At 73.3% G+C, this 12,397-nt stretch carries 11 protein-coding genes; 4 read left to right on the top strand and 7 right to left on the bottom strand.

From position 1 onward, the window contains the following. The first annotated feature begins 32 nt into the window (after positions 1-32). Complete coding sequence (locus tag CP980_RS14480) at positions 33-878, top strand: helix-turn-helix domain-containing protein (RefSeq protein WP_229907151.1); 846 nt, start codon at positions 33-35, stop codon at positions 876-878. A 33-nt stretch (positions 879-911) separates the two neighbouring features. Here CP980_RS14480 and CP980_RS14475 read toward each other — a convergent pair whose 3' ends face one another. The 3 genes from CP980_RS14475 to CP980_RS14465 all read right to left on the bottom strand — a co-directional run bounded on the left by CP980_RS14475 (position 912) and on the right by CP980_RS14465 (position 4,060). Then, positions 912-1,169, bottom strand: a complete 258-nt coding sequence (locus CP980_RS14475) for a hypothetical protein (protein ID WP_150528325.1) — start codon at positions 1,167-1,169, stop codon at positions 912-914. Between the two features lie 15 nt (positions 1,170-1,184). Next, positions 1,185-2,210, bottom strand: a complete 1,026-nt coding sequence (locus tag CP980_RS14470; protein WP_132759664.1) for an NHL repeat-containing protein — start codon at positions 2,208-2,210, stop codon at positions 1,185-1,187. 230 nt (positions 2,211-2,440) lie between these two features. Beyond that, positions 2,441-4,060 (bottom strand): ABC-F family ATP-binding cassette domain-containing protein, encoded by a 1,620-nt coding sequence (locus tag CP980_RS14465; RefSeq protein ID WP_132759665.1) that lies wholly within the window; start codon positions 4,058-4,060, stop codon positions 2,441-2,443. Between the two features lie 193 nt (positions 4,061-4,253). On the opposite strand from CP980_RS14465, the gene CP980_RS14460 reads away from it, so the two are divergent. After that, positions 4,254-6,122: an AMP-dependent synthetase/ligase gene (locus CP980_RS14460; protein WP_150528324.1), complete on the top strand. Its 1,869-nt coding sequence runs from the start codon at positions 4,254-4,256 to the stop codon at positions 6,120-6,122. 75 nt (positions 6,123-6,197) lie between these two features. Here the strand turns inward: CP980_RS14460 and CP980_RS14455 are convergent, their stop codons facing one another. Next, on the bottom strand, positions 6,198-6,644 hold the full coding sequence (locus CP980_RS14455) for a GlcG/HbpS family heme-binding protein (protein WP_132759667.1): 447 nt from the start codon (positions 6,642-6,644) through the stop codon (positions 6,198-6,200). Positions 6,645-6,778: 134 nt separating this feature from the next. On the opposite strand from CP980_RS14455, the gene CP980_RS14450 reads away from it, so the two are divergent. Then, the gene (locus tag CP980_RS14450) at positions 6,779-7,210 is read left to right on the top strand and encodes a MarR family winged helix-turn-helix transcriptional regulator (RefSeq protein WP_132759668.1); all 432 of its coding nucleotides are present in this window, start codon (positions 6,779-6,781) and stop codon (positions 7,208-7,210) included. 105 nt (positions 7,211-7,315) lie between these two features. Here CP980_RS14450 and CP980_RS14445 read toward each other — a convergent pair whose 3' ends face one another. The 3 genes from CP980_RS14445 to CP980_RS14435 form a co-directional block, all read right to left on the bottom strand. Continuing rightward, on the bottom strand, positions 7,316-8,113 hold the full coding sequence (locus CP980_RS14445) for a maleylpyruvate isomerase family mycothiol-dependent enzyme (RefSeq protein ID WP_150528323.1): 798 nt from the start codon (positions 8,111-8,113) through the stop codon (positions 7,316-7,318). Between the two features lie 66 nt (positions 8,114-8,179). Continuing rightward, positions 8,180-9,325 (bottom strand): lipase family protein, encoded by a 1,146-nt coding sequence (locus tag CP980_RS14440; RefSeq protein WP_132759669.1) that lies wholly within the window; start codon positions 9,323-9,325, stop codon positions 8,180-8,182. 137 nt (positions 9,326-9,462) lie between these two features. After that, positions 9,463-10,473 carry an AraC family transcriptional regulator gene (locus CP980_RS14435; RefSeq protein WP_132759670.1) on the bottom strand — a complete coding sequence of 337 codons (1,011 nt, stop codon included), beginning with the start codon at positions 10,471-10,473 and terminating at the stop codon, positions 9,463-9,465. Between the two features lie 147 nt (positions 10,474-10,620). On the opposite strand from CP980_RS14435, the gene CP980_RS14430 reads away from it, so the two are divergent. Further along, entirely contained in the window at positions 10,621-12,360 is a 1,740-nt protein-coding gene (locus CP980_RS14430; RefSeq protein WP_150528322.1) for an AMP-dependent synthetase/ligase, read from the top strand. Positions 12,361-12,397: the final 37 nt, after the last annotated feature.

Raw genomic sequence — 12,397 nt, 5'->3', positions numbered from 1 at the left:
ACGTCAACACGTCGCACGCGACACACTTCACCGTGGTCGGCAACCACCTCCTCCAGCACCGCGAACTGTCGGCGACGGCCATCGGGGTGGCGGCGTACATCCAGTCGCTCCCGGAAGGCGCCCCGGTCGGCATCAGGGCCCTGGTGGCCCGGTTCCCGGAGGGCGAGATGCGCATGAGCTCCGCCCTGCGCGAGCTGGAACGCCACGGCTACCTGGAGCGGCGGCGCGAGCGGCTGGAGACCGGGCGGGTGGTGACGCGGACGTACTCGTACAACAAGCCGCCGGCCGGTACGGACGGGCCGCCACCCTCCGACGACCACGGGCCCCCGCCCCCGAACCACGAGCCCGTACCGGAGCCGGACCCCGGGCCGGAGCCGCAGCCGGACCCCGTACCGGACCCGGGCCCCGCGCCGGACGCGGACCCCGCGCCGGACCCGGCCCACGGGCCGGAGCCGGATCCCCGGCCGGAGCCGCAGGGGAGCGCCGGTCCCGAGGCGGCGGCGCCGCGCGTGCACCCCGGCGCGGCCGCCCTGCTCGCCGGGCTGCGCCGCCACGATCCCCGGCTCCTGCTGGCCGAACGCGACGTACGCCGCCTCGCACCCGGCGTCTCGGCCTGGCTGGAGCGCGGGGCCGACCCCGAGGCGATCGGGGTGGCCCTGTCGGCGAACCTCCCGGAACCCCTGCGCAGCCCCGCATCCGTACTCGCCTACCGGCTCAAGGCGCTGCTCCCGCCCCACCTGCCGGCCGCCCCGGCGACGAGGCCGATCAGACGCCCGGACCCCTTCCAGACCTGCGACGGCTGCGAGCGGGCCTTCCGCTCCCCCCACCCCGGCCGCTGCCGCGACTGCCCGCCCCCCGAACCCCGCGCCGCCGCCTGATCCGGCCCGGGCCGGGCGGCCACCGCCGCTGTCCTAGCAGTTCTCGCTGATCACGACCTCCAGCTCCGCCAGGGAAGCGCGCTCCTCCTCGATCTTCTTCAGGAGGACGTCCAGCGCCTGCTTGAGGGCGCTGATCTGGCCCTGGTCCGGATCGGCCTGTGCTTCCAGCTCGGTGATCCTGGCCCTGATCCCGGCCGCGTGGGTCTCGGAATTGTGGATGCTCGCCTTGAGGTCCGTCGCGAGGCGCTTCATCAGATCGCAGCCGGACTCGCCGGCCTGGGGAGGGGGCATGGCGGAAGCTCCTTGTCAGTCGCTGTCGCGGTCGAGGCGGGCCGTGAGGAGGTTGGGGTCCGGGGCGACGGCGTGGAAGTAGGAGGAACTGGTCACGTAGACGGTCGCCTCCTCTTTCCGCTGCTTGTCCTTCGGATTGTCCTTCGGATCCTTTTCGTCGTGCTTCACCAGCACCGCCACCGCCGTCGGGCTGGACAGGCCGTCCGGGGAGGTGAGGACGATGGCGTGGGTGCCGTTCGGGCGGACCAGCGCGACTTCGTCGTCCTGGAGCGCGGCGAGGACCGTGTCGTCCTGTCCGGTGAAGTCGAAGTCGTCGATGCTGACGAGTCCGGTCGCCCTGGTCTCGATCGTGCCGGCGCCGCCGTCGCGGCCTACGGGGATGCGCAGCAAGGTCTGGCGGTCGGTGTTGGACACCCAGACGGCGCCGTTGTGGACCTTGATGCCGTTGGCGCCGAGGAATCCGCCGGGGAGTTCCTGGAGCGCGGTGCCCGCCGCCCAGGTCGTGGCCGTTCCGCCCTTGAGCGGGACGCGCCAGACGACTCCGCGGGTGGAGTCGGCCACGTAGAAGACGCCGAGCTTCTCGTCGAGGGCGAGGCCGTTGGGGAGCGAGTCGGCCGGGAGCTGGGCGATCTGGGCGGGAGTGCCCCCGTGGGGACCGATGCGCCAGATGCCGGTCTGGCTGGTCCCGGTCGCGTAGTTGACGTACAGGGTGCCGTCCTTGGCGCGCACGATTCCCAGCACCACGGGCCCGCCGAACCGGGGCGCCGTGTTCGCGACCTCCGGCAGGACCGCGAGGAGCCGGGAGGACCCGTGCTTGTCGACGCGTACGACCTTCCGGGCGAAGGACAGGGTCAGGTTCGCGGAGCCGTCGGGTTCGAGGGCGATGTTGTCAGGGGTCTCACCGGCGGAGTAGTTGAAGTGCGCGACCGTGCGCGGATCGGACAGGGTCGCCTCCCCGGCCGATGCGGCGGTCGGGGCGAGCAGGGTGAAGGCGGCGGCGACGACGGTGGCGGTGGTGGCCAGGCGTGGTAGTCGGAACATGGGCCTCTCCTTGGGCGGCGCTGGGTGCCGGGGAACGCGGCACACAAGGAAGAGGTGATGCCGGAACGGTGCCAAGTGGTGGCAGCCACGGCCGCCGCGGCCGGAAGATCGCCTGCTCGGGGCACGGCTTGGGGCCGGTCGGCCGTCTCGGCCGGAGCCCGGGGCGAGCGGGTGGCCGGGGGGCGCGGAGTTCCGTCCCGTGCAGGCCGAGCGGGTCCCGTACGAGCCGCTCAGCGGGCCCGCTGGACCCGGCGTTCGTCCCAGACCGGCTCCGCGGTCTCCCTCACCACCCCGTCCGAGCCGAAGACCAGGTAGCGGTCGAAGGAGCGGGCGAACCAGCGGTCGTGCGTCACCGCCAGCACCGTGCCCTCGTACGCCTCCAGCCCTTCCTGGAGCGCCTCCGCCGACTCCAGGTCGAGGTTGTCCGTCGGCTCGTCCAGGAGCAGCGCGGTGGTGCCCGCCAGCTCCAGCAGCAGGATCTGGAACCGGGCCTGCTGGCCGCCCGACAGCTTGTCGAAGGGCTGGTCCCCCTGGCGTTCCAGCTCGTACCGGCGCAGCGCCGACATCGCCCCGCCCCGGTCCTTGGCGTGCTCCGTCCACAGGATGTCGACGAGGGCGCGCCCCATCAGCTCGGGGTGCGCGTGCGTCTGCGCGAAGTGGCCGGGAACGACCCGCGCGCCCAGTTTCCAGGTGCCGGTGTGGGCGACGTCATCGCCCGCCAGCAGCCGCAGGAAGTGGGACTTGCCCGAGCCGTTCGAGCCGAGGACCGCCACCCGCTCCCCGTAGAAGACCTCCAGGGAGAACGGCTTCATCAGACCCGTGAGCTCCAGATCCTCGCAGACCACCGCCCGTACGCCCGTCCGCCCGCCCTGGAGGCGCATCCGGATGTCCTGCTTGCGCGGCGGCTCCGGGGGCGGACCGATCTCCTCGAACTTGCGCAGCCGGGTCTTGGCCGCCTGGTAGCGCGAGGCCATCTCGTCGCTGCGCGCCGCGTACTGCTGCATGTCCTGCACGAGCCGCTTCAGCTGGGCGCGCTTCTCGTCCCAGCGCCGGCGCAGCTCGTCGAAGCGGGCGAAGCGCTCCTCCCGCGCCTCGTGGAAGGTGGCGAAGCCGCCGCCGTGCACCCATACGTCGGATCCGGCCGGGCCGGGCTCCACCGCGACGATCCGCTGCGCGGCACGGGCCAGCAGCTCCCGGTCGTGGGAGATGAACAGGACCGTCTTGCGGGTCTCGCGCAGCCGCTCCTCCAGCCACCGCTTGCCGGGGACGTCGAGGTAGTTGTCCGGCTCGTCCAGCAGGAGCACCTCGTCGGGCCCGCGCAGCAGCGCTTCCAGTACGAGCCTCTTCTGCTCGCCGCCCGAAAGCGTGCGCACCTCGCGGAACTGCGCGCGGTCGTACGGCACGCCGAGGGCGGCCGTCGTGCACATGTCCCAGACGGTCTCGGCCTCGTACCCGCGGGCCTCGGCCCAATCGCTGAGCGCCTGCGCGTACTTCAGCTGCGCGGCTTCGTCGTCCACCGTCATGATCAGGTGCTCGGCCGCGTCCACGGCGGCCGCGGCCGCCCGGATCCGCGGCTGCGACACCGACACCAGCAGGTCGCGGACCGTGCGTTCGTCCCGTACGGAGCCGACGAACTGGTGCATCACGCCGACGCCGCCGCTGGAGGTGATCGTTCCGCCGTGCGGCTGGATCTCGCCCGAGATCAGCCGCAGCAGCGTCGTCTTGCCCGCGCCGTTGGCGCCGACGAGGGCCGCCACCGAACCTTCACCGACTCTGAACGAGGCGTCACCGAGCAGCACACGCCCGTCGGGCAGGTAGTACTCCAGGTGCGAGGCTTCGAGATGTCCCATGGGCGTGAACCCTGCCTGGCCCGCGTCCGCGGCACAACGCGTTTTCGGTGCGCGCGGGGGACCGGTGCGGGTGGTGCGGGGGGTGTGGAGGAGTCGGTTGGGTTCGACCAAAGGGGGCGCAGGGGCTGGTCAGCGTGGTTACCCCTGCGTAAATTACCGGCGGTAACCCTGGAGGCTAGTCGAGGAGACCGCCGTGGAAGCCGTGCCGCACCAGCAGGTACCGCCCGCACTGGTACCGCCCGCGCTGACCGTCGTCGACGGGGTGGTGCGCGAGGCCGCGGTGCCCGCGCTGGCAGAAGTACCGGTGAGCGGATCGCTGGGGGACCTCCCGTACCTGAACGCCCGCGAGGCCCCCGGCGAGGCCGTGCTCGCCCGCAAGGAGCGCGACGGCAGCTGGCGCGACGTCACCGCCGCCGAGTTCGCCGCCGAGGTGACGGCCGTCGCCAAGGGCCTGATCGCGGAAGGGCTGCGCGAGGGGGACCGGCTCGCGATCATGGCCCGGACCACCTACGAGTGGACCCTGCTGGACTTCGCGGCGTGGGCCGCCGGGCTGGTCACCGTACCGATCTACCCGACCTCGTCCGCGCTCCAGGCTCGCTGGATCATCCAGGACTCCGGGGCCGTGGCCTGCGCCGTCGAGGACACCGCGCAGGCCCGCATCATCAGCGCCGAGCGGGCCAACCTGCCCTGGCTGGCGCACCTGTGGGAGTTCGACACGGGCGCGTTGGCGCGGCTGGTGAAGGCCGGCGAGGACCTGCCCGACGCGGTCGTGCACGCGCGCCGCTCCGTCCGTACGCCCGACTCCGTGGCCACGCTCATCTACACCTCGGGGACGACGGGACGGCCCAAGGGCTGCGTCATCACGCACGCCAACTTCTTCGCCGAGGTCGACAACGCGGTCGAGCTCCTGCACCCCGTCTTCAAGTCCGCGACCACGGAGGCCGCCTCGACGCTGCTCTTCCTGCCGCTCTCGCACGTGTTCGGGCGGATGGTGGCGGTGGGGTGCATGCGCGCGCGGGTCAAGCTCGGGCACGCGCCGAGCATCCGGACCGAGGACCTGCTCGCCGACCTCGCCGGGTTCCGGCCGACGTTCCTGCTGGCCATCCCGTACGTACTGGAGAAGGTCTACAACACCGCCCGGGCGACGGCCGAACGGATGGGCCGCGCCTCGTCGTTCGACCGCGCGGCGCGGATCGCCCAGAAGTACGGGGAGATCGCCCCGGGCCGGACCCCGGGGGTGAGCCTGCGCGCGGCCCGGGCGCTGTACGACCCGCTCGTGTACCGGCGGATCCGGGCGGCGCTCGGCGGGCGCGTGCGGTACGTCCTGAGCGGGGGCTCCCCGCTGGGGCGCCGGCTCGCGGCCTTCTACACGGGCGCCGGGATCGACGTCTTCGAGGGGTACGGGCTCACCGAGACGACCGGGGCCAGCACCGTGACCCCGCCGCTGAAACCGCGGCTCGGGACGGTGGGGTGGCCACTGCCCGGCACCGCGGTGCGGATCGCGGACGACGGGGAGGTGCTGCTGTGGGGGCGGCACGTCTTCGCGGGGTACTGGAACTCGGGGGAGGCGGTCGCCGGCTGGTTCGCGACCGGGGACATAGGGGAGCTGGACGGCGAGGGCTACCTGACGATCACCGGCCGCAAGAAGGACCTGATCATCACCTCCGGCGGCAAGAACGTGGCCCCGGCCCCGCTGGAGGACTGGCTGCGGGCCCACCCACTGGTCGGCCAGTGCATGGTGACCGGCGACAACCGGCCGTACATCACCGCGCTGATCACCCTGGAGCCCGAGGGGCTGGCGCACTGGCGGCAGATGCACAAGAAGACGGGCGTTCCGCTGCGCGAGCTCGTACGGGACGAGGAGCTGCGGGCGGACCTTCAGCGCGCGGTGGACGAGGCGAACCGCCTGGTCTCGCGGGCGGAGTCGATACGCCGCTTCGCGGTACTGCCGGTGGAGTTCACGGAGGCGGGCGGCCACCTGACCCCGTCCCTGAAACTGAAGCGCGCGGCTGTGGCCCGCGCCTTCGAGCAGGACATCGACGCCCTGTACCGCAAGGCGTAAGGGCGGGGGCGGGGTGTCGGGGGGCCGGGGGTGCCCCGGCACCCGGCACCCCCGGCACCCCCCGGCCCGGGACGGCTAACCGGCGGTGGCGGCGGTGATCGCGGTGACGGCGGTGAGGCCGGCTTCGGCGATCTTGACGTCGTCCGACCAGTGGCCGCCCGAGACGCCGATGCCGCCGACCAGCTGGCCGTCGACGACGATCGGCAGGCCACCGCCGAACGTGACCAGGCGGTCGATCCCGGTGCGGGCGCCCGGCGCGAGCTGCGCGTCGTTCTCGACGAACTCGTGCCAGTCGGTGGTGCTCAGGCCGAAGGCGGCAGCCGTGTAGGCCTTGTCCTGGGCGATCTGGATGGTCATCAGGCCCGAACCGTCCATCCGCGCGAAGGCGCTGAGGTGGCCGGACTCGTCGACGACGGCGATGGCGAACTTGAGCTCCGTCTCCCGGGCGGCGGCCAGGGCGGCGTCGACGATGGCGCGCGCGAGGTCGTTGCCGAGGGCCGGGCGGGTGCGGACAGCAGTCATGGCGGTATCCCCTTGGTGAGACGGGCAGGAGTTCGTGCGCTTGTAGCTAACAGCATGCTTATAGCTATCTGCAAGCTGGCTGATGGATTGGTGGTTACTGGCCCCACACCGGCGCCCGCTCTTACACTCGCCCCATGCACTACTCCGAGCGGCTGCTGATCCACATCAAGCAGGCCGAGCGCATCACGCAGGCCGCCAAGGAGGCCGCGGTGCGCGAGGCCGGGATCACCGCTGCTCAGCAGGGTGCGCTGGCCGTGCTCAGCGACAACCCCGGGATCAACGCGGCCGAGCTCGCGCGCAAGCTCTCGGTGACCCCGCAGACGATGAACAGCCTGCTCAGCCGGCTGGAGGCCCGCGGCCTGATCGCCCGCACCCCGCACCCGATCCACGGCACGCTCATCGAGATCCGGCTGACCGAGCGGGGCGCGGAGGTGTTCGCGCAGGCCGACGCGCTGGTCGCGAAGCTGGACGCCCGACTGGCCGAGGGACTCTCGGAGGCCGAGACCGCCGCCGTACGGGAGCTGCTCGCCCGGATCGTCCGCAACGCGGAGACCCCGGGCCGCTGAGGCCCGGGGTCCGGGGTCTCAGCGGCTCGGGGTCCGGGGTCCGGGGTCCGGGGCGAAGAGTCGTGTCCTGGCGGGGCGAGGTGCGGCCGGCCGCCCCCGCTCGTCCTACTCCTCCGGCTCCCAGGCGCGGAGCAGGTCGAGGAGCCCTGCGTCTCCCTCGACGCGCAAGGAGCCGGCGGGGATGCGGTCGTACAAGTAGATGATCAACTCGCTGGCCGTGCCGTGGACGGAGACGCCGGCTGCGTCCGCGTTCTCGCCGCTCTCGGCGCTGGGTGCGGGGATGCGGGTGGAGCGTGCGCCGTCGCCGTCGACCGTGAGGCGCCAGGAGCGGCCCTCCGTGGCGTGGAAGTCGAAGGCAGCGGGCTCGTGCGGCCAGGCGCTGCGCGTCGCGACGCAGGTGAAGAGGAACTCCTCGACACCGTCGAGCGCGACCTCGGCCGGCAGCGGCTGCGGGGCGCCCCCGGCGAGCAGGGCGTCGTAGGTGTGCACCGCGGTCTCCTGGACCCGGTGCCGGGCGACTCCGCCGGCCGTCCGCGGCGTCTGCACGCCACTCCACCACGCCCAGCAGCCGCTCTCCGGTCCCGCCTCGCGCAGGGCGCTCAGCAAGAGCTGCGTCGACGCGGCCAGCCAGGCCAGCAGGGCCTCGCGCTCCCGCGGCAGTTCCAGAGCCGCGCGCGCGGCGGCGGCACCGGCCGGGGGAGCGTCTGCGGGCCCCGCGCCGACTATGGCGGCCCAGAAACGGTCTCCCCCACCCAGGTGCTTCACCAGATCGAACAGCGTCCACTCGGGGCAGGTCGGCACCTGTACGTCGAGACCGGGCGCGGCGGCGGCCGCGGCGCGGAAGGCGGTCGACCGTTCGTCGATCAGTCGCAGCAGGTCGGAGAACTCAAGATTCTTTTCCACGCCGGATGTCTATCACCGTGCTCCGGCGGGCGGACAGAGGTTTTCACGGCCCCGCCTGCCGGTCCCTCAGCAGTCGCCGTGCGTCGGGCGGTTCGCGAAGCGGTCGGCGAGCCAGTTCCCCGCCGCCACCGAGTGGGTGATCACGCCGCTGACGTGCTCACCGACCCAGATGGTCTGCCACTCCACGTCCGCGCCCCTCGCGCACCACTCCGAGCGCAGCTGCCGCCCGACCGCGTACGGGATCAGCTCGTCGCCGAGCGCGTGGTACTGGTACACCGGCGCGGCCGGCGCCGTCCGCCCCAGCCGGCTCTGGTTCAACCGGGCCTGCCAGTCCGGCTGTTCGAGCGGGTTGCGGGTCGTCAGGTCGGAGATCCGCTTGAAGGAACCCGCGATGGCGTCGATCGCCACGCAGTTCTCCCGCATCCCGGCCACCAGCGCCTTGCCCGCCGGGTTGAGGTACGAGTCGAGCCGCAGCTCCGGGAAGGCCGCGTCCTGCCCGGCCGCCGCCATGAAGATGAGCCCCGAGCCGTACGAGCCGTTGTTGAAGTCGGCCACCTCCATCAGGTCGGCCGGGACCCCGCCCGTCGCCGTGCCCTTCACGTTCAGCTCGGGGGCGTACGAGCCCTGCAGCTCGGCGGCCCAGCTGCTGGCCTGGCCGCCCTGGGAGTAGCCCATGATCCCGACCGGCGTGTCCGCCGACAGCCCCGCTCCGGGGAGGCGGGTGGCGGCGCGGGCGGCGTCGAGCACGGCCCGCCCGGCCGACGGGCCCACCGTGTACGTGTGCACCCCCGGCGTGCCGAGCCCCTCGTAGTCGGTGACGACCACGGCCCAGCCGCGCAGGGTGAGCTGCTGGATGAGGTTGGCCTCCATGGCGGTGCCGTACGGGAGGTTGTTGCTCGGTGCGCAGGAGTCGCCCATGCCGACGGTGCCGACGGCGTACGTGACGAGCGGCCGCGGGCCGGTCCGGCCGTCCTGCGGGACGATCACGGTGCCGGAGACGGTGTTCGGGACGCCGTCGGCGGTGGTGGACCGGTAGTGGATCTTCCACGCCTTGGTGCCGGTCGGCTGCCCGGGCAGCGGATGGAAGGCGGAGGGGGCGACATCGACGACGTCCCCCGGCCGGCCGGCCTCGGGCGCGGCGGCGGACGCCGTGGCGGGGGTCAGCAGCGACAGGGCCAGTGCGGCCACGGACACGGGGATTCGCAAACGCATGGGCGGCTCTCCCAACGAAACGTTTCGTGCGGGGGGTGGGTGAGGAGAACGTAGTGACCGACCGGTCGGAACGTCGCTGACCGCGTAGCTCACCTTTCCTGACCCGGCCTCGCACCGCCACGCGCACCGGGCCCGCCTCAGCCGCCCGAGGCGATCCTGTACGCGCCCGGGGTCGTGCCCGTCCAGCGGCGGAACGCGCGGTGGAAGGCGGTGTCCTCCGAGAAGCCGAGGCGGGCCGCCAGTTCGGCTATCGGCTCGGTGCTCTCGGCCAGTCCCGCGATCGCCGCGTCCCGCCGGACGTGGTCCTTCAGCTGCTGGAACGAGGTGCCCTCCTGCTGGAGCCGCCGCCGCAGCGTCGCCGGGGACACCGCGAGCCGCGCCGCCACCTCGCCCAGCGCCGGCAGCCGCGGCGAGGTCCGCAGCTGCCCCGCCAGGGCCCGGCGCACCTGCTCGGCGACCGTCGTCCCGTACTCCGGCCGCGACAGCAGGTCGAAGGGGGCCCGCCGCAGCATCGCGTCCAGCTCCGCCTCTTCCCGTACGAGCGGTGCGGCCAGCCAGTGCGCGTCGAAGGCGGCCCCCGTCCCGTCCGCCCCGAAGCGGACCGGGCAGTCGAACAGGATCTCGTACTCCGCCTCGTGCGGCGGCGGCGGATACGCGAACGCCGCGTGCGCCAGCGGGATCCGCCGCCCGATCAGCCAGCTGCTCAGCCGGTGCCAGATGGCGAGCACGCACTCCGTCAGGAACCGCTCCTCGTCCCGCGCGAAGTCGTTGCGCACCGTGAACCGCGCCTCGGCGCCGCTCACTTCCAGCCGCAGCTCCGGGCCGCCCGGGAACAGCCCGTAGAAGGTCGCGGCGCGCTCCACCGCCGCGCCGAGGTCCCGGCAGCCCAGCGAGGCGTGGCACATCATCGCGAACGTGCCCGGGCGGCTCGGCACCGCCGACAGGCCGAGGAACTCGTCCTGCGTGGTCCGGTACAACGCCCGGAACAGCCGGGCGAACTGCGCCGGCGTGACCCGCGCCCGGTCGTCCCCGAGCAGCAGCGGCGGGATCTGCGCCTCCTGGAGCAGCGGCACCGTGTCGATGCCGCCGCGCGCCGCCCCCGCGAGCACGGCACGCACATGGTGCACGGTGATCGTCCGCCTCCCCATGGCTCCGACGGTAGCCCGGATGAGCGCTGGGGTCAGGGGTCGTGACGCTTCCGGTCATGTCGCACGGGGGCTTTGGCTGCCTAGCGTCGGTCGGACGTACGTGCGCCGTACGCCGTACGCCGTACGGACCCCAGGGAGGCGAACGCGATGGACGCTGTGCGACCGGAGACGCTGGCGGTGTTCACGGAGTGGGCGGCGGAGCGGTACGGCGGCGAGACCGCCCTGCGCCACCGGGACGGGGGCGGGGGCGGGGGCTGGACCACCGTCACGTACGCCGCACTGCGCGAGCGCGTACGGCGCACTGGCCGGGCGCTGATCGGTCTGGGGGTCCGGCCCGGCGAGCGGGTGGCGGTCCTGGCCGAGACCCGGCCGGCGTGGACGTACACCCACTTCGGGCTGCTGGCCGCGGGCGCCGTCCTCGTACCCGTCTACCCGACGGCGGGGGAGGAGGAGCTGGCCTGGGTCCTCTCCGACGCGGAGGCGGTGGCCGTCGTCTGCGACGACGCGGCCCAGGCGGACCGGGTGGAGGCGCTGCGGCCGAAGCTGCCCGCGCTGCGCGCCGTCGTACGGATGGACGCACTGGCGGACATGGAGCGGGCGCCGGAGGCCGAACTCCTGGAACGGGCCCGGCGGGTGACCCCGGACGCCGACGCGTCGATCATCTACACCTCGGGGACGACGGGCCTGCCGAAGGGCTGCCGTCTCACGCACGGCAACATGGGCGCCATCCAGGACGCGACGCTCCCGCTGATCCAGGGCGGGCCGGGCGACTCCACGTACCTGTACCTGCCGCTGGCCCACGTGCTGGCCCAGCTGATCCAGTTCACGACCCTGATGGAGGGCGGGGAGCTCTGCTACTTCGGCGGCCGGATCGAGGACGTGCTGTCCGAGCTGGCCGAGGCACGGCCCACCCATCTCCCTTCCGTGCCCCGGCTGTTCGAGAAGGTGCACTCGGTGGTGCTGTCGATGGCCGAATCCCAGGAGGGCGGCGCGGAGCGTTTCCGGGAGGCGGTGCGGATCGGGCTGCTCGCGGCGGAAGGGCGGCTGCCGGAGTCCGACCGGCCGGCCTGGGAGGAGGCGGAGAAGAACCTGTACTCGCTGGTCAGGGGCGCTTTCGGGGGCCGGCTGAACCAGGCGGTGACCGGCGCCGCGCCCATCGCCCCGGCGACCCTGGACTTCCTGCGGGCCTGCGGGATCGCCATCTACGAGGGCTACGGGATGACCGAGACCGCCGGGCTGATCAGCCTGAACCACCCGGGCGCCGCACGCCACGGCACGGTCGGCAGGCCCATCGCGGGCTGCGAGGTCCGCATCGCGCAGGACGGCGAGATCCTGGTCCGCGGCCCGATGGTCTTCCCGGGCTACCACGCGAACCCGGCCGCGACGGCGCGGGCACTGGACGCGGAGGGCTGGCTGCACACCGGGGACCTCGGAGAGCTGGACGCCGACGGGTTCCTGTCGATCACGGGCCGCAAGAAGGAGCTGATCATCACCTCGGCGGGCAAGAACATCACCCCGACGGAGGTCGAGTTCGCCGTACAGCGCTCCCGGTACGTCTCGCGGGCGGTCCTCATCGGCGACCGCCGGCCCCACCCGGTCGCCCTGATCACCCTGGAGGCGGACGAGATCGCGGCCTGGGCGCGGCGCGAGGGCCTCGACCTGGACCTGGCCGGCGCGGCCGCCCACCCCGCCGTCCGCGCCCTGGTCGAGGAGGCGGTCACCCAGGCCAACGCCACGGTCTCGCGCCCGGCCCGCATCCGCGCCTTCCGGATCCTGCCCGAGGACTTCACCATCGAGGCGGGCACCCTGACCCCGACCCTGAAGCTGCGCCGCACGGCGGTGGCGCAGCGCTACGCGGCGGAGATCGACGCGCTGTACGGGGACTGAGACCGGGAGCGCTGTCAGTGGGGGCCGCTACGGTGCC

This window comes from Streptomyces vinaceus (assembly GCF_008704935.1).
GTDB classification, from domain to species: Bacteria; Actinomycetota; Actinomycetes; order Streptomycetales; family Streptomycetaceae; genus Streptomyces; species Streptomyces vinaceus.
Note: the sequence above shows the minus strand (reverse complement) of the source record. Positions and strands in the feature narration are given on the sequence as shown.

Excerpts from the sequence above, each read along its gene's own strand:
- CP980_RS14455 (WP_132759667.1), bottom strand. The coding sequence starts at position 6,644 with ATGACTGCTGTCCGCACCCGCCCGGCCCTCGGCAACGACCTCGCGCGC.
- CP980_RS14450 (WP_132759668.1), top strand. The coding sequence starts at position 6,779 with ATGCACTACTCCGAGCGGCTGCTGATCCACATCAAGCAGGCCGAGCGC.
- CP980_RS14430 (WP_150528322.1), top strand. The coding sequence starts at position 10,621 with ATGGACGCTGTGCGACCGGAGACGCTGGCGGTGTTCACGGAGTGGGCG.
- CP980_RS14440 (WP_132759669.1), bottom strand. The coding sequence starts at position 9,325 with ATGCGTTTGCGAATCCCCGTGTCCGTGGCCGCACTGGCCCTGTCGCTG.
- CP980_RS14475 (WP_150528325.1), bottom strand. The coding sequence starts at position 1,169 with ATGCCCCCTCCCCAGGCCGGCGAGTCCGGCTGCGATCTGATGAAGCGC.
- CP980_RS14470 (WP_132759664.1), bottom strand. The coding sequence starts at position 2,210 with ATGTTCCGACTACCACGCCTGGCCACCACCGCCACCGTCGTCGCCGCC.
- CP980_RS14435 (WP_132759670.1), bottom strand. The coding sequence starts at position 10,473 with ATGGGGAGGCGGACGATCACCGTGCACCATGTGCGTGCCGTGCTCGCG.
- CP980_RS14465 (WP_132759665.1), bottom strand. The coding sequence starts at position 4,060 with ATGGGACATCTCGAAGCCTCGCACCTGGAGTACTACCTGCCCGACGGG.